Here is a 15,890-nt window from a genome sequence, read left to right as displayed (position 1 = left end):
GACGCTGAGAATGCCGGCCATTTTAGTGGTTGCGGCCGCCTCTTGCATGTGCCCTGTGCACAATCTCTGCGCTGGCCGCTTCCGGGTGTTCACCGGGCGGCATCATGATCCGCTACTGTGGACGAAATCGCGGTAAGATCGGCCACACCATACGTGACCGTACGTAGAACATGCCGCTTTCTGCCCCCAAATCCCCGCGGCAGCGGGTTCATACACGCCGTATCGAGATCGAAGGATTCCGTCGCGACGACGGTTTGCTGGAGCTCGATGCCTGTCTGCGCGATGTGAAAGAGCTCGATTATTCCATTGCTTCGGGTGTGCGCCGGGCCGGCGACCCGGTCCATGAGATGCGTGTGCGGATTACCATCGATGCGGCCTTCAACATTGTCGATGCCGAGGCCTGCTCCGACTGGGTGCCGTATCCGGGCGGGTGCGACACCATCGGGCCGGCTTACCGTAACTTGATTGGCCTGAACCTGGTGCGCGGCTTTCGGCGGACGGTGGCCGAGATGTTTGCCGATGTGCGGGGTTGCTCACATATCACCGAACTGTTATTCAGTCTGCCGACCGCGGCCATTCAGACTTTCGCCACCTTTCGCCGGGATAACGAGGATCATGGTGAGAAGCCGTTTCAGCTCGACCGCTGTCATGCGCTGGAGACCGGCAGCGAAACCGTGCGCCGCTACTATCCCAAGTGGTACCGCGCCAACCGCGCAGGCTCCTGAGTGCGGACCGGGCGCCTGCCTGCCGCGCCGCCGCGGGTAAGGGCCAGTCGCAGCGCACAAATCCGGTTATAATCCGCCGGTCCTGCCGTGCGCCGGTCCGTTTTGGCGTGTGCGCAGGGGCCGGGGCCGGCCCAGGCGGTCGCGCCACACGTGGTGACTGCGCCGGACGAGGGAGGCTGGCGCGCATCGTGGAGTCTCGCTCCGAAACGACCCATCAACCTGTTCGCGGACGGTATCGGTCTGCGACTTCGATCGAAGGGCAATCATGAAAATTCATGAGTATCAAGCAAAAGAACTGCTGAGGAAATACGGCGTGGTGACGCCGCGCGGCAAGGCGTGTTTCAGCGTCGATGAAGCAGTCGCGGCAGCCCAAGAGCTGGGCGGCAACGTTTGGGTGGTCAAGGCCCAGATTCATGCGGGCGGGCGCGGCAAAGGCGGCGGTGTGAAGCTGGCGCGTTCGCTGGACGAAGTCCGGCAACTGGCCGGCCAGATTCTGGGCATGCAGCTGGTGACTCACCAGACCGGCCCGGAAGGCCAAAAGGTGCGTCGTCTGTTGATCGAAGAAGGCGCCGACATCAAGAAAGAATACTATGTGGCTGCGCTCACCGACCGTGCCACCCAGAAGGTGGCCATGATGGCCTCTTCCGAAGGGGGGATGGACATCGAGGAAGTGGCGCACAACACGCCTGAAAAGATCATCAAGGTGTTCGTCGACCCGCTGGTCGGCCTGACCGACGCGCAAGCCCGTGAGCTTGCCGTGGGTATTGGCGTGCCGGAGGCGTCTCAGGCTCAGGCCATCGACACCTTCAAGAAACTCTATACCTGCTATATGGAAACCGATGCCTCTTTGGCGGAAATTAATCCGCTGATCCTGGAGGGCAACGGAAACATCAAGGCGCTGGACGCCAAGTTCAACTTCGACTCGAACGCGCTGTTCCGTCATCCGGAGATCGTCGCTTACCGCGATCTGGATGAAGAAGACCCGGACGAGATCGAGGCGTCCAAGTTCGATCTGGCCTATATCAGCCTGGACGGCAATATCGGCTGCTTGGTCAATGGTGCGGGCCTGGCCATGGCCACCATGGACACCATCAAGCTGTTCGGCGCCGAGCCGGCCAACTTCCTCGACGTGGGCGGCGGTGCGACCACCGAAAAAGTCACCGAAGCCTTCAAGATCATGCTCAAGAACCCCAAGGTCAAGGGCATTCTGGTCAACATCTTCGGCGGCATCATGCGCTGCGACACCATTGCCACCGGCGTGGTGGCTGCCGCGCGCGAGGTGCATCTTTCCGTTCCGCTGGTGGTGCGCATGAAGGGCACCAATGAAGACCTTGGCAAGAAAATCCTTGCCGAATCGGGTCTGCCGATCATCTCCGCCGATACCATGGCGGAAGCCGCGACAAAAATCGTCGCCGCCGTTCAGTAAGGAGCGTTGCGCATGTCCATCCTGATCAACAAAGATACCAAGGTCATCACCCAGGGCATCACCGGCAAGACTGGCCAGTTCCACACCGAAAAGTGCATCGAGTACGCCAACGGCAAAAACTGCTTCGTAGCCGGCGTCAATCCCAAGAAGGCCGGCGAGAAGATTTTTGATGTGCCCATCTACGCCTCCGTGAAGGAAGCCAAGGAAGCCACCGGCGCTACCGTCTCGGTCATCTACGTGCCGCCGGCCGGCGCTGCCGACGCGATCTGGGAAGCCTGCGAGGCCGATCTGGATCTGGCCATCTGCATCACCGAGGGCATTCCGGTGCGCGACATGCTGATCGTGCGCAACAAGATGAAGCAGAAGGTGGCCAACGGCGGCAAGGAAACTCTGCTGCTCGGTCCCAACTGCCCCGGCCTCATCACCCCCGATGAAATCAAGATCGGCATCATGCCCGGCCATATTCACAAGAAGGGCCGCATTGGCGTGGTGTCCCGCTCCGGCACCCTGACCTATGAAGCCGTGGCGCAACTGACCGAGCTGGGCCTGGGCCAGTCTTCCGCCGTGGGTATCGGGGGCGACCCGATCAATGGTCTCAAGCACATCGACGTCATGAAGATGTTCAACGACGATCCGGATACCGACGCCGTCATCATGATCGGCGAAATCGGCGGCCCGGATGAGGCCGAAGCGGCCCGCTGGTGCAAGGACAACATGAAAAAACCCATCGTCGGCTTCATCGCCGGCGTCACCGCGCCTCCGGGCAAGCGCATGGGCCATGCCGGCGCGCTGATCTCGGGTGGGGCCGACACGGCGGACGCCAAACTCGCCATCATGGAAGAGTGCGGCTTCAAGGTCACCCGTAACCCGTCCGAGATGGGCAAGCTGCTCAAATCCCTGCTCTGATCGCCCTGGAATCGTTCTTGCATGCAAAGCGCCGGCTGGTCCGGCGCTTTTTGTTGTGTGCATTGCGGTGTCCGCCACAGGACAGCGTCGGCTGTGCACTGCTAGAATCACCCTACCGCAGCGGCCGCCGGTGCTGCAGCGGTTTTGCGGCAACAGCCGGGGTGTCTGGAGTGCCGGATGCAAGCATCGTCTCTTGCCGTGCGCTGGGCGGCGCTCAGCGACGTCGGTCTGCAGCGGGTGCGTAACGAGGATGCATTTCTCGTCGAACCCGGTCTTTCATATGCGGTTGTGGCAGATGGTATGGGCGGTCATAACGCCGGGGATGTGGCCGCGCGCATCGTTATCGACACCATCGGTGAGGTGTTGCGCCAGCGCTTGCCTGAGTACGGTGTCGACGCCCGTGCTTCGGCGCTGCGGGCAGCGGTGCTTGCAGCCAACGACGCGGTGCGCGCTGCGGCGGCCAGGGACCGGGGCTTGACCGGTATGGGCGCCACGGTGGTGGTCGCCAACCCGTGCGCCGACGGGCTGATCTTCGCCAGCGTGGGCGATTCGCGGCTTTACCGCTTGCGCGCCGGCCGACTCGATCAGCTCACCCATGACCACACCATGTTGCAGGAGCTGGTCGACGGCGGCATGATTAGCCCGGAGCAGGCCCGCAGGGTGCCTTTCCGTGGCATGCTTACAAGGGCGCTTGGGGTCGAGGACGAGGTGTTGGTCGACGTCGGGCGCACCGATCTGCAGCCGGGCGATTTGCTGCTGATGTGTTCGGATGGCCTGACTGACATGGTCGATGCCGATGAGCTTGCCAGCTTGCTGGCGGCGCCGGGCGATGTCCAGGCGTGTGCCGCAACGCTGGTGGCCAGCGCCAACGCAGAAGGCGGGCGGGACAACATCACGGTCGTGCTGGCTGCGGTGACAGATGACAGATCGCCCAATGCTGGCGGTTGATGCAATAGAAGATGGGTGAGAGGCAATGCCGAAGTTGATCCTCAGTATGGACGGTCTGGTGCTCAAGGAGGTCATTCTCAAAAAGGAGCGGACCACCATCGGTCGCAAGCCGGACAATGACATCCAGATCGATAATCTCGCCATCAGCGGGCATCACGCAGTCATCGTCTGCATACTCAATGATGCTTTTCTCGAAGACCTGAACAGCACCAACGGTACCTATGTGAATGGCCAGCCGGTCAAAAAGCATGTATTGAAAAATCATGATGTGATCGAACTGGGTAAGTACCGGCTGAAGTTCCTGGTCGATGCCGCGCCGTCCGGAGCGGGCGCGGTCGATGTGGTAGATACCGCAGCGCTGCGCGCGGCCGGCGCACCCGAGGTCGAAGCGCTCACAGCAACATCCTTGGAGCGTTCGCAGGTGCGTACTCAGCATTTCCCGCCTGAAACGTTCGAGACGCCGCAAACACCTTCGGCGCTTCCCGAAGGCGCCCTGCAAGTGCTCAGCGGGCCCAATGCCGGGCGCGAGTTGGCGCTGACCAAATCGCTCACGACGCTGGGCAAACCGGGCAATCAGGTGGCAGTCATCACTCGCCGGCCGCACGGTTACTACATCACCCATGTCGAAGGGGCGTACTTTCCCATGGTCAATGGCAAGACGCTGGATGCGCAGGCGCATCGGCTTAACGATCACGACATCATCGAAATCGCGGGCGTCAAGATGGAGTTTTTCCTGCGCAGTTGAGCTGGGTGGGTATCGATGAGCCCGAGCGTGAATTTGTGCTGCCCGTCTGGGGGGCGCCGATGTTAGGCTGCCGCACACAGTCTTTCGACCGGCCGCGGGCCGGCTGGTGGAATTACTCGGATGAAACTGACAGTACTCGGCTGCAGCGGCGGCATCGGTGGCGCGTCGTCGCGGACGAGTAGTTTCCTTGTGGATGAGGATATCCTGCTCGACTGCGGCACCGGTGTTGGCGATCTGACGCTGGATGCGTTGCGGGCGGTCGATTATGTTTTCGTGACCCATGCCCACCTCGATCACATTGCCTCCATTCCCTTGATGGTCGACTCAGTGGGCGAGTCCCGGCATTTCCCGCTGACCGTCTTTGGCTCCCCGGAAACCTTGCGCATTTTGCGTGCGCATATTTTCAACTGGTTGATCTGGCCGGACTTTACCGCCATTCCGAGCCGTCACCGGCCTTTTTTGCGCCTGCAGCCGATCAAGGTCGGCGAATGTGTGCGTCTGGGCGAGCGTGTGATCACCGCATTGCCTGCCCACCACACCGTGCCTGCCTTGGGTTACTGCCTGGATAGTGGCGCCGGCAAGCTGGTTTATACCGGCGACACGACCTACTGCAAACCGCTGATCGATGTGCTCAACCGGCTGTCTGATCTGCGTCACTTGATCGTCGAGACCGCCTTTGCGGATGAGCAGCATGGATTGGCCTTGGCATCCCGCCACCTTTCGCCGGCGTTGTTGGCGACGATGCTCGATGAACTCGAAGTCTCGCCCCAGGTATATATCAGTCACCTCAAACCGGGCGCCGGTGAGCGCATCATGGCACAGATTGCGCGTCGTGGCGGAGCATTGCGGCCCCGGGCCCTGGTTCAGGGCGAAGTGCTGGAGTTCTGAACCGTTGCGCCGGAGTTGCGAATCGTTGATGGGATAAATGATCGATCAATACCGAACCATTCAGGGCAGACGAACGTGAGTGCATCTTCCCAAAAACCGGCCGGAACCGATATGGCCGGCCGCTTGGCCTTCTTCAAAGGGCTACAGGCAGTCACCAACCGAATCCACTTGACTTTGGATGCTGACCAGATCGTTTTCGAACTGGCCGACGATATTTGTGCATTGTTCGGCGCAGAACGTCTGACGATTTATACACTGGACGAAAGCGGGCAGGCCATTGTCACCAAGATCAAGACCGGTTTGCAGACCATGCAGCGCATCAAGCTGCCGATCGATGAAACCAGCATTGCCGGTTATGTGGCCCTGCGTCGGGTACTGGTCAATATTGCTGATGTCTATGATGAGGCGGAGCTCCATGCCTTGTCGCCCAAGCTGCGTTTCAACCGGGAAGTCGACGAGCGCAGCGGCTTTCGCACCCGTCAGATACTGGCCGCGCCGGTCATCGAGCCGGAAAGCGGTCGGCTCGAAGGGGTGATTCAGCTCATCAACGCCACCAGCGGCCGTTTCTCTGCGGTGGCCGAGGAAGGTCTGCTGGGTTTGGCGCACACCTTGGGGGTGGCTTTTGCCAAGCACCGCAGCGCGCCCGCAACCCTGCGCTCGCGCTTCGATGCACTGGTGGCCGATGGCCGCATTACCGCAGAGGAACTGGGCGAATCGACCCGGCTGGCGCGCGAACAAGGGGTGAGTACCGAGCAGGTGCTGATCGAGACGCTGGGGCTGTCCCACGCGGAGCTGGGCGAGGCGGCGGCGCGTTTTTACGGCGTGCCGTATGAGCCTTATCGGGCCGACCGGGTCAAACCGATGGATCTGCTGCGCAACATCAAACGCGAGTATGCCCAGCAGAATCTCTGGCTGCCGTTGGAGGAAACCACCGAAGGCGTGGTGGTGATGGCGGTGGATCCGGAGCAGGTGCGTTCTTCGCGCATTGTCCATAACGTCTTCCCACGTGCCCGGCTGGTCTTCCGGGTGACCACGCGCCAAGAGTTCGAGCGCACGCTCGATCAGTTCTTCGCGCCTTCGCTCGACATGGCTTCGGTCGATGATTTGTTGTCCGATCTGTCCGAGGAGGAGCACGAAAGTTCGGTCCACGACGACATCAATGCCGCCGCCGACAACGAGCTGGTCAAGCTGGTCAACAAGATCATCATCGACGCTTATCGCCAAGGCGCCTCCGATATTCACATTGAACCGCGTCCCGGCAAAGAAAAAACTTTGGTGCGTTTTCGCCGCGACGGTGTGTTGCTGCCTTATATCGAAGTGCCTGCCAGCTACCGCAATCCGCTGGTCACGCGCATCAAGATTATGTGCGATCTGGACATTTCTGAGCGCCGGCGTCCGCAAGACGGCAAAATCAAATTCCGCAAGTTTGCTCCGCTGGACATCGAGCTGCGGGTGGCAACGGTACCCACCGCAGGCGGCACCGAAGATGTGGTAATGCGCATCTTGGCCAACAGCGAACCGATCGCGCTCGATCAGCTCGGCTTGTCGGCGCGCAATTTGGCGCGTCTGCGCGAGACGATCGCCAGCCCGCACGGCATTTTCTTTGTTTGCGGGCCTACCGGTTCCGGTAAGACCACCACCTTGCACTCGGTGCTGGGCCATCTGAACACGCCCGAAACCAAGATCTGGACCGCGGAAGATCCGGTAGAAATCACCCAAAAAGGGCTACGTCAGGTGCAGGTCAACCGCAAGGCGGGGCTGGACTTTGCCACCTTGATGCGCGCATTTCTGCGTGCCGATCCGGATGTCATCATGGTCGGCGAGATGCGCGACCAGGAGACCGTGTCGGTCGGCATCGAGGCATCGCTGACCGGTCACCTGGTGCTCTCCACCCTGCACACCAACAGCGCACCGGAGTCTATCGTCCGCCTGCTGGACATGGGCATGGACCCGTTCAACTTTGCCGACGCGCTGCTCGGGGTGTTGGCCCAGCGGCTTGCCCGACGGCTGTGCGCCCGCTGCCGCCAACCCTATCACCCGGACGCGGCCGAGATCGACCATCTGCTGGACGAATACTGTGCCGACATGGCATCCGTGCCCGCCTTCCAGGCCGATCCGGCCGCCGCACGCGCCGCGCTGCTGGCCGAGTGGCAGGCCCAGTGGGCCGACGCCCAGGGGCGCTTCACTTTGTACCGCGCGGTGGGCTGTCAGGAATGCAACAAGGGCTATCGTGGCCGGGTCGGCTTGCATGAATTGATGATCGCCACCGATGAGATCCGCCGGCTGATTCAGGCGCGCAGCACGGTGGCGGCACTGCGCGCCAAGGCGCTCAGCGAAGGCATGCGCACGCTGCGCCAAGACGGCATCGAAAAAGTGCTGGCGGGCATCCTCGACATGGTTCAAGTGCGCAAGGTCTGTGCGCGCTGAGCGCTCGCGCGCCGGCCGCGAGCAGGCATTCGGGCTACAATGCGCGGGCTCGAGGCTCAACGGAGTGTTTCCACCATGTACCGCATTGCCCCCAGCCTGCTGTCCGCTGACTTTGCCCGCCTGGGCGAGGAAGTGCGCCATGTGGTCGCCGCCGGCGCCGACTGGATCCACTTCGATGTGATGGACAATCACTATGTGCCCAATCTTACCGTCGGGCCGCTGGTCTGCGAGGCGATCCGTCCGCATACCAGCGTGCCGATCGATGTGCATCTGATGGTCAAGCCGGTCGACCGCCTCATCCCCGACTTTGCCAAGGCCGGCGCCAACATCGTGACTTTTCATCCGGAAGCGTCCGAGCATGTTCATCGCACTCTGGGGCTGATCCGCGAGTGCGGCTGCCAGGCCGGGCTGGTGTTCAACCCGGCCACGCCCCTGGATTGGATGGATCATGTCATGGACATGCTCGACGTGGTGCTGCTGATGAGTGTCAACCCCGGCTTCGGCGGGCAGACCTTCATTCCCGGCACGCTCGCCAAGCTGCGCGCGGCGCGCGACAAGCTCGACGCCTACCAGGCCCGCAGCGGGCGACGCATCCTGCTGGAGATCGACGGCGGCGTGAAGGTGGATAACATCGCCGAGATCGCCGCTGCCGGGGCGGACACTTTCGTTGCCGGTTCGGCGGTGTTCGGTGCCGGACGGCCCGAAGACCCCAACCGCTACGACTCGGTGATCGCGGCGATGCGCGCCCGGCTGGCGCAAACGCAGCGATGAGCGGCAAACGCTATCCGGCCGAAGCGGTGCTGTTCGATCTGGATGGCACTTTGCTCGATACCATCGCCGATCTGGCCGAAGGGGTCAACCGCATGCTGGCCGAACTTGGCCGTCCGCTGCGCACCCTGGAGGAGGTGCACAGCTTTGTCGGCAAAGGCATTCCCAACCTGGTGCGCCGCTGTCTGACCGAGAACGCCCAGGCTACCGAGGCCGAGATTGAGGCCGCGTTGCCGGTCTTTCGCCGTCACTATGCCCAGGTCAACGGCCGGGCCACGCGCATCTACCCCGGCGTGATCGAAACGCTGACCGCTCTGCGGGCGCAGGGGCGTCCTTTGGCGGTGGTCACCAACAAGGCCGCGGCCTTCACCCTGCCGCTACTCGAACGCATGGAGATTGCGGGCTACTTCGACACGGTAGTGTGCGGCGACACCCTGCCGGTCAAAAAACCCGACCCTGCGATGTTGTTCCACGCCTGCCGGTTGCTTGGCGCAGACGCCGGGCGCGCGCTTTTGATCGGTGACTCGGCCAACGATGCGTTGGCGGCGCGCGCCGCGGGCATGCCGGTGTTGTTGGTGAGCTACGGATATAGCGAAGGCATGCCCGTGGACAGTATCGATTGCGATGGGCTACTATCGGACGCACGCGAGGTGCTGGACCGTTTGCAGCCCCTGTAGCACAAGGCTTGCGGTCCGGCCCGTGCAGTTTTCCCACACCTGCCAGAACGAATCGTGACTCACACAGACCGGGCTTCGGACAGCATCAGGGTTTCCGACTACGCCGCCTGCCGGGGCTGGTGGCGCTGGCCTTGGTGGCCCGCGGGCCAATAATTTTACTTGCCCGCTGCGGGTATCCGGGCCCAGCCCGGTCGCCTACCCGCCACCTGACCCAGTCAGTTCCGCACTGCCGCCTTCCGTGGAGTCGCCATGCACGAACAAGCATTCAACGCCCTGGCCGCACAGGGCTACAACCGCATTCCGGTCACCTTGGAGACCTTTGCCGATCTCGACACGCCTTTATCGATTTACCTCAAGCTCGCCAACGAACCTTGGACCTATCTGCTGGAATCGGTGCAGGGCGGCGAGCGCTTCGGGCGTTATTCCTTCATCGGCCTCTCCTCGCCAACCCGTATCGAAGTCTATGGCCGCTCCGCGCTGCTACTGACCGGCAACCGCCTGGTCGAACGTCGTGACTACGGCGACCCGCTCAACTTCGTCGCCGAGTTCATGGAACGCATCAAGGTGCCGCCGCGCCAGGGCTTGCCGCGCTTTGCCGGCGGCCTGGTCGGTTGTTTCGGCTACGACACGGTGCGCTACATCGAGCCGCGCTTGGGACGCACCGAAAAAAACGACCCGTTGGGCACGCCGGATATCGTGCTGCTGCTCTCGGAAGAAATCGCCATCGTCGATAACCTCTCCGGCAAGCTCACCTTGGTGGTTTATGCCGAGCCCGAGGTGCCCGGCGCCTACAAGCGCGCGCAAAAGCGGCTCAAGGAGCTGCTCGCCCGTCTGCGCGCGCCGGTGGAAATTCCGGCCGAAAGCCGCTGCGCACCGCAGCCGGAAGTCTCCAGTTTTGGCGAACAAGCCTTCAAAGAGGCAGTCAGTCGCGCCAAGCAATACATCGTCGATGGCGACATCATGCAAGTGGTGCTCGCCCAGCGTATGAGTAAACCCTTTAGCGCCAGTCCCATGGCGCTTTACCGGGCGATCCGCACCCTCAATCCTTCGCCCTACATGTTCTATTTCAACTTCGACGACTTTCATGTCGTCGGCGCATCGCCCGAAATCCTGGTGCGCCTGGAAGAGCGCAACGTCACCGTGAGGCCGATTGCCGGTACCCGCAAACGCGGCGCCACCCCGGACGAGGATCTGGCGCTCGAGCGCGACCTTTTGGCCGACGAAAAAGAGCGTGCCGAGCACCTGCAATTGTTGGACCTCGGGCGCAACGACGCCGGCCGGGTGGCCGAAGTCGGCAGCGTGCGGGTGACCGATCGATTCATCATCGAACGTTATTCGCACGTGATGCACATCGTCTCCAACGTCGAAGCCCGGCTCAAGGACGGGCTCAACGCGCTGGCGGTGCTGCGCGCCTGCTTTCCGGCCGGCACCGTGTCCGGGGCGCCCAAAGTGCGTGCCATGGAAATCATCGACGAACTCGAACCGGTCAAGCGTGGCATTTACGCCGGCGCTGTCGGCTATATCGGCTTTCATGGCGACATGGATCTGGCCATTGCCATCCGCACCGCGGTGGTCAAGGACGGGCAGATCCATGTGCAGGCCGGCGCCGGCATCGTGGCCGACTCGGATCCCGAATCCGAATGGCAGGAAACCCGCAACAAGGCGCGCGCGATGTTGCGCGCCGCCGAGATGGCCGAAGCCGGCCTCGACACCCGTATCGACTGACCTGTAAGCCGGCCGGGCGCGAGCGCGCCCGACAACGGAGGATGGCATGAACGAGCAAACGCACGTCTTTTACCGTAACCCCTTTACCGTCTATCCGGTGATTGCGCGCGGCGAAGGCGCTTACCTGTTCGACAAAAAAGGCAAGCGTTATCTGGACGCCTGTGGCGGCGCGGTGGTCTCCGCCCTGGGGCACCGCGTGCCCGAAGTGGTCGATGCGCTCAAAGCGCAACTGGACAGTGTCGAATTTGCCCATACCAGCCAGTTCACCAACACCCCGCAGGAAGAACTGGCCGAGCTGCTGGCCGAGCTGTCGCCAGGCGGGCTCAATCATGCCTATTTCGTTTCCGGCGGTTCGGAGGCAGTGGAGTCTGCCATCAAGATGGCGCGCGCCTACTGGGTGCAGATGGGGCGGCCGGAAAAGTGGATGGTGATCGGCCGCGAGCAGAGCTATCACGGCAACACCCTGGGCGCGCTGGCTGCCGGCGGCAACCGCTGGCGCCGCGCGTTGTACGAGCCCATGCTCTACCAACGTCCGCGGGTGGCGCCCTGTTACTGCTACCGCTGTCCTTTTGACAAAGACCCGGCGCACTGTGCGCTGCAATGCGCCGACGACCTGGAGCGCGCCATCCTGGAAGTGGGGCCGGAGAAAGTCTCCGCCTTCATCGCCGAACCCATCGTCGGCGCCACCGCCGGCGCCCTGGTGCCGCACGAAAACTATTTCCGCCGCATCCGCGAGATCTGCGACCGCTACGACGTGCTGCTGATCGCCGACGAGGTGATGACCGGGTTGGGCCGCTGCGGAACCTGGTTCGCGATCAAGCAGTTCGGCGTGGTACCGGACATGATCTGCCTGGCCAAGGGTCTCGCCGCCGGGTACGTGCCGATTGGCGCCACCTTGGTGCACAACCACATCGTCGATACCTTCCACAACCGCCGCAACGTCTTCCAGCACGGCCATACCTATATGGGCCATCCGCTGGCCGCAGCGGCCGGCGTGGCGGTGATCAAGTACATGCAGCAGCACAAGCTGGTCGAGCGCAGCAAGAAGATGGGTGAAGAATTGATGACCCGCCTGCGCGAAGCCCTGCACGACCACCCGCATGTGGGCGACATCCGCGGACGCGGGCTGTTCTGCGGCATCGAATTCGTGCTCGACCGCGCCAGCAAGACGCCGTTCGAGCCGGAACTGGCTTTTCACCGCATCCTCGGCGAGACCGCCTTCGCCAACGGTCTGATCATCTATCCGATGGGCGGCACGCTGGACGGGCGGCGCGGCGACCATGTGCTGATCGCGCCACCGTTCATCATTACCAAAGCGCAGATCGGCCGGCTGGTGGAACTGCTGGTGAAGTCGATCGACGCCACCGTGGACCGGCTGCGCAAGCATATTGCCGCCGCACTGCCATGAGTGCGCAGGTTTTCATTACCGTCGCACCCAACGGCGCCCGCCGCGGGAAGGGCGACCATGCGGCGATTCCGCTCACCTTGAGCGAGATCGTTGCCGAAGCGCGTGCTTGCCGCGCGGCCGGCGCGTCCATCCTGCACCTGCATATACGCGAAGCCGACGGCCGCCACAGCCTGGATGTCGGACGCTACCGCGAGACCATGGCCGCGGTGCGCGAAGCCTGCGACATCGTGCTGCAGCCAACCACCGAACGGGTCGGCATCTTCGCCCCGGCCGACATGATGCGGGTTCAGCGCGCGCTTGCGCCGGAGATGATCACCTTCAACCTGCAGGAACTGCTCGATCCCGACGGCCCGGAGCAGGTGGCCGCGGTGCGCGACTTCCTAGCCGAGACCGCAGCGGCCGGCACCGTGCCGCAGTACATCGTCTACAGCCCGGAGCAACTGGCTGTGCTGCGCCGCTGGTGGGAAGACGGCTGGCTGCCGCAGGCCGAACCCTATGTGCTGGTGGTACTCGGGCGCTATGCCGGCAGCCTCAGCCGCCCGGCATACATCTTCAGCTACCTGCCCTTCTTCCCCGAGCGTTGGCGCTGGGGCGTGTGCGCCTTCGGGCGCGAGGAACTGGCCTGCGTGGTGCAGGCCGCGTTGGCCGGCGGGCACTGCCGGGTGGGTTTCGAAAACAACCTCACCGCAGCCGACGGCACGCCGCTGGCCAATAACGCCGAACAGGTCGGTCGCCTGGCCGGCATCCTCGGCCAACTCGGCTTTGCCGTGGCCGACCCGACCGCGGTGCGGCAGACATTTGGCATCGCCCGCGAGCGATGAACGCAAGGAAGCAAATATGCTGCTGATGATCGACAACTACGACTCCTTCACCTATAACCTGGTGCAGTACTTCGGCGAGCTCGGCCAGCAGGTCAAGGTGTTCCGCAACGACGAGATCACGGTGGAGCAGATCGGCCTGATGAAGCCCGACTACCTGGTGATCTCCCCTGGGCCGTGCTCGCCGGCCGAAGCCGGCATTTCGGTGGCGGCGATCCGCGAGTTCGCCGGCAAGATCCCCATTCTCGGCGTGTGCCTCGGTCACCAGAGCATCGGCGCGGCCTTCGGCGGCAAGATCGTCCATGCCCAGCGGCTGATGCACGGCAAGACCTCGCCGGTGTATCACCATGACGTTGGCGTGTTCCGCGGCCTGCCCAATCCGCTGACCTGCACCCGTTACCATTCGCTTGCCATCGAGCGGGCCAGCCTGCCGGAGTGTCTGGAAATCACCGCGTGGACCGAGGACGCCGAGATCATGGGCGTGCGCCACAAGACGCTGGCGGTCGAAGGCGTGCAGTTTCACCCCGAGTCCATCCTCACCGAACACGGACACGATCTGCTGAAGAACTTTCTTGAACAAACCCTGGAGAGCGTGCAATGACGATCACCGCTCAACAAGCCCTGCAGCGCACCATCGAGCATCGCGAGATTTTCTATGACGAGATGCTCGCGCTGATGCGCCAGATCATGGCGGGCGAAATCTCTCCGCTGATGACTGCCGCGATCCTCACCGGGCTGCGGGTCAAGAAAGAGACCATCGGCGAAATCACCGCCGCGGCCACAGTGATGCGCGAGCTCTCGGTCAAGGTGCATGTGGCGCCGCCGCATGAGCATTTTCTCGACGTGGTCGGCACCGGCGGCGATGGCTCGCACACCTTCAATATTTCCACTGCCACCGTCTTCGTGGCTGCCGCCGCCGGCGCGCGGGTGGCCAAGCACGGCGGGCGCAGCGTGTCGTCCAAGTCGGGCGCGGCCGACGTGCTCGAGGCGCTCGGGGTCAATCTGAATCTTTCGCCCGAGCAGATCGCCGCCTGCGTGGAACAGACCGGGGTGGGCTTCATGTTCGCCCCCAACCACCACAGCGCGATGAAGAACGTCGCCCCGGTGCGCCGCGAGATGGGCGTGCGCACCATTTTCAACATCCTGGGGCCGCTGACCAACCCAGCCGGCGCGCCCAACACTTTAATGGGCGTTTTCCACCCCGACCTGGTCGGCATTCAGGCGCGGGTGATGCAGCGCCTGGGGGCCAACCATGTGCTGGTGGTGCACGGTCTGGACGGCTTGGACGAGGTCAGCCTGGGCGCGGCCACCCTGGTGGGCGAGCTCAAGGATGGCGAAGTGCGCGAGTACTCGATCCACCCCGAGGACTACGATCTGGCCATGGCCGGCACCCGCAACCTGCGGGTGGAGGATGCCGAGGAATCCCGTCAAATGTTGATCAATGCGTTGGAGAACAAGCCTGGTCCGGCGCGCGAGATCGTCATCTTCAACGCTGGGGTGGCCTTGTACACCGCCAATCTGGCCGATTCCATCGGCAGCGGCATCCTGCGCGCCCGAGAGGCGGTGGCCAGCGGCGCGGCGCGCGCCAAGCTGGACGAATTCGTGCGCTTCACCCAGCAGTTCGGGAGTGCCTCGTGAGCGACATCCTCCAGCGTATCAACGCGGTCAAGCGCGAGGAGGTCGAAGCGGGCAGGGCAGCGATGCCGCAGGCCGAGGTCGAACGCGCCGCGCGCGCCCGGCCTGCGGCGCGCGATTTCGTCGGCGCTGTGCGCGCCAAACTTGCCGCCGGCCGTGCTGCGGTGATTGCCGAAATCAAAAAAGCCAGCCCCTCCAAGGGCGTGTTGCGCGAGGACTTCCGCCCCGCCCAGATCGCCGCCTCGTACGAGGCCGCCGGCGCGGCCTGCCTGTCGGTGCTCACCGACAGGCAGTTCTTCCAGGGTTCGCCAGACTACCTGCAGGCCGCCCGTGCCGCCTGCGCGCTGCCGGTACTGCGCAAGGATTTCCTGATCGATCCCTGGCAGGTGTTCGAAGCCCGCGCGATGGGGGCGGATGCCATCCTGCTGATTGCCGCGTCGCTCAGTCTGGCCGAGATGCAGGAGATGGAGCGCATCGCCCATGAACTGGGCATGGGCGTGCTGGTCGAGGTGCATGACGGTGCTGAGCTCGACCTGGCGCTGCAGTTGCGCACCCCGCTGCTCGGCATCAACAACCGCAACCTGCGTACCTTCGAGGTCTCGCTGGAGACCACACTGGGGCTGCTGGCGCGCATCCCGCCGTCGCGCATCGTGGTGACCGAGTCGGGCATTTTGCGCGCTGGCGACGTGGCGCTGATGCGCGCTAACGGCGTCAACGCCTTCCTGGTCGGCGAAGCCTTGATGCGCGCCGACGATCCGGGCGAGGGGCTGCGCGCCCTGTTTGGCTAAGGGCGC

The 15,890-nt window shown here is 63.3% G+C and carries 15 protein-coding genes; all 15 read left to right on the top strand.

Annotated features, from left to right (window positions below; translation table 11 throughout):
• The first annotated feature begins 170 nt into the window (after positions 1-170).
• Complete coding sequence (locus tag DIE29_RS11250) at positions 171-725, top strand: DUF2889 domain-containing protein (RefSeq protein ID WP_114649930.1); 555 nt, start codon at positions 171-173, stop codon at positions 723-725.
• Between the two features lie 265 nt (positions 726-990).
• Positions 991-2,151, top strand: coding sequence for an ADP-forming succinate--CoA ligase subunit beta (sucC, locus tag DIE29_RS11245; protein ID WP_114649929.1), 1,161 nt, complete (start codon positions 991-993; stop codon positions 2,149-2,151).
• Positions 2,152-2,163: 12 nt separating this feature from the next.
• The gene (gene sucD / locus DIE29_RS11240) at positions 2,164-3,057 is read left to right on the top strand and encodes a succinate--CoA ligase subunit alpha (RefSeq protein ID WP_102042419.1); all 894 of its coding nucleotides are present in this window, start codon (positions 2,164-2,166) and stop codon (positions 3,055-3,057) included.
• A 177-nt stretch (positions 3,058-3,234) separates the two neighbouring features.
• Positions 3,235-4,005 (top strand): Stp1/IreP family PP2C-type Ser/Thr phosphatase, encoded by a 771-nt coding sequence (locus tag DIE29_RS11235; RefSeq protein WP_114649928.1) that lies wholly within the window; start codon positions 3,235-3,237, stop codon positions 4,003-4,005.
• A gap of 25 nt (positions 4,006-4,030) precedes the next feature.
• Positions 4,031-4,750 (top strand): FHA domain-containing protein, encoded by a 720-nt coding sequence (locus DIE29_RS11230; RefSeq protein ID WP_108080605.1) that lies wholly within the window; start codon positions 4,031-4,033, stop codon positions 4,748-4,750.
• Between the two features lie 120 nt (positions 4,751-4,870).
• Entirely contained in the window at positions 4,871-5,638 is a 768-nt protein-coding gene (locus tag DIE29_RS11225; protein ID WP_114649927.1) for a 3',5'-cyclic-nucleotide phosphodiesterase, read from the top strand.
• Between the two features lie 111 nt (positions 5,639-5,749).
• Positions 5,750-8,065, top strand: coding sequence for a GspE/PulE family protein (locus DIE29_RS11220; RefSeq protein ID WP_114649926.1), 2,316 nt, complete (start codon positions 5,750-5,752; stop codon positions 8,063-8,065).
• Between the two features lie 75 nt (positions 8,066-8,140).
• Positions 8,141-8,836 (top strand): ribulose-phosphate 3-epimerase, encoded by a 696-nt coding sequence (gene rpe, locus DIE29_RS11215; protein WP_108080602.1) that lies wholly within the window; start codon positions 8,141-8,143, stop codon positions 8,834-8,836.
• Positions 8,833-9,510: a phosphoglycolate phosphatase gene (locus DIE29_RS11210; RefSeq protein WP_114649925.1), complete on the top strand. Its 678-nt coding sequence runs from the start codon at positions 8,833-8,835 to the stop codon at positions 9,508-9,510. The genes rpe and DIE29_RS11210 overlap by 4 nt, the downstream gene beginning before the upstream one ends.
• A gap of 249 nt (positions 9,511-9,759) precedes the next feature.
• Positions 9,760-11,235, top strand: coding sequence for an anthranilate synthase component I (trpE, locus tag DIE29_RS11205; protein WP_102042412.1), 1,476 nt, complete (start codon positions 9,760-9,762; stop codon positions 11,233-11,235).
• A 46-nt stretch (positions 11,236-11,281) separates the two neighbouring features.
• Positions 11,282-12,643 (top strand): aspartate aminotransferase family protein, encoded by a 1,362-nt coding sequence (locus DIE29_RS11200; protein ID WP_102042411.1) that lies wholly within the window; start codon positions 11,282-11,284, stop codon positions 12,641-12,643.
• Positions 12,640-13,464 (top strand): beta-keto acid cleavage family enzyme, encoded by an 825-nt coding sequence (locus DIE29_RS11195; RefSeq protein WP_102042410.1) that lies wholly within the window; start codon positions 12,640-12,642, stop codon positions 13,462-13,464. Before DIE29_RS11200 ends, DIE29_RS11195 begins: the two co-directional genes overlap by 4 nt.
• A 16-nt stretch (positions 13,465-13,480) precedes the next feature.
• Positions 13,481-14,062: an aminodeoxychorismate/anthranilate synthase component II gene (locus DIE29_RS11190; protein ID WP_102043261.1), complete on the top strand. Its 582-nt coding sequence runs from the start codon at positions 13,481-13,483 to the stop codon at positions 14,060-14,062.
• The gene (gene trpD / locus DIE29_RS11185; protein ID WP_114649924.1) at positions 14,059-15,099 is read left to right on the top strand and encodes an anthranilate phosphoribosyltransferase; all 1,041 of its coding nucleotides are present in this window, start codon (positions 14,059-14,061) and stop codon (positions 15,097-15,099) included. Before DIE29_RS11190 ends, trpD begins: the two co-directional genes overlap by 4 nt.
• Positions 15,096-15,884, top strand: coding sequence for an indole-3-glycerol phosphate synthase TrpC (trpC, locus tag DIE29_RS11180; protein ID WP_114649923.1), 789 nt, complete (start codon positions 15,096-15,098; stop codon positions 15,882-15,884). Before trpD ends, trpC begins: the two co-directional genes overlap by 4 nt.
• The last annotated feature ends 6 nt before the right edge of the window (positions 15,885-15,890 follow it).

Origin of the sequence: Pseudothauera hydrothermalis (assembly GCF_003345255.1) — a bacterium.
GTDB classification, from domain to species: domain Bacteria; phylum Pseudomonadota; class Gammaproteobacteria; order Burkholderiales; family Rhodocyclaceae; genus Pseudothauera; species Pseudothauera hydrothermalis.
The sequence above is the reverse complement of the archived record's forward strand: the minus strand, read 5'-3'. Positions and strand labels throughout refer to the sequence as shown.

Bases quoted from the DNA above. Each gene is read 5' to 3' on its own strand.
- sucC (WP_114649929.1), top strand. From the start codon at position 991: ATGAAAATTCATGAGTATCAAGCAAAAGAACTGCTGAGGAAATACGGC.
- rpe (WP_108080602.1), top strand. From the start codon at position 8,141: ATGTACCGCATTGCCCCCAGCCTGCTGTCCGCTGACTTTGCCCGCCTG.
- DIE29_RS11250 (WP_114649930.1), top strand. From the start codon at position 171: ATGCCGCTTTCTGCCCCCAAATCCCCGCGGCAGCGGGTTCATACACGC.
- DIE29_RS11235 (WP_114649928.1), top strand. From the start codon at position 3,235: ATGCAAGCATCGTCTCTTGCCGTGCGCTGGGCGGCGCTCAGCGACGTC.
- DIE29_RS11230 (WP_108080605.1), top strand. From the start codon at position 4,031: ATGCCGAAGTTGATCCTCAGTATGGACGGTCTGGTGCTCAAGGAGGTC.
- trpE (WP_102042412.1), top strand. From the start codon at position 9,760: ATGCACGAACAAGCATTCAACGCCCTGGCCGCACAGGGCTACAACCGC.
- DIE29_RS11210 (WP_114649925.1), top strand. From the start codon at position 8,833: ATGAGCGGCAAACGCTATCCGGCCGAAGCGGTGCTGTTCGATCTGGAT.
- DIE29_RS11225 (WP_114649927.1), top strand. From the start codon at position 4,871: ATGAAACTGACAGTACTCGGCTGCAGCGGCGGCATCGGTGGCGCGTCG.
- DIE29_RS11220 (WP_114649926.1), top strand. From the start codon at position 5,750: ATGGCCGGCCGCTTGGCCTTCTTCAAAGGGCTACAGGCAGTCACCAAC.
- DIE29_RS11195 (WP_102042410.1), top strand. From the start codon at position 12,640: ATGAGTGCGCAGGTTTTCATTACCGTCGCACCCAACGGCGCCCGCCGC.
- DIE29_RS11200 (WP_102042411.1), top strand. From the start codon at position 11,282: ATGAACGAGCAAACGCACGTCTTTTACCGTAACCCCTTTACCGTCTAT.
- DIE29_RS11190 (WP_102043261.1), top strand. From the start codon at position 13,481: ATGCTGCTGATGATCGACAACTACGACTCCTTCACCTATAACCTGGTG.
- trpD (WP_114649924.1), top strand. From the start codon at position 14,059: ATGACGATCACCGCTCAACAAGCCCTGCAGCGCACCATCGAGCATCGC.
- sucD (WP_102042419.1), top strand. From the start codon at position 2,164: ATGTCCATCCTGATCAACAAAGATACCAAGGTCATCACCCAGGGCATC.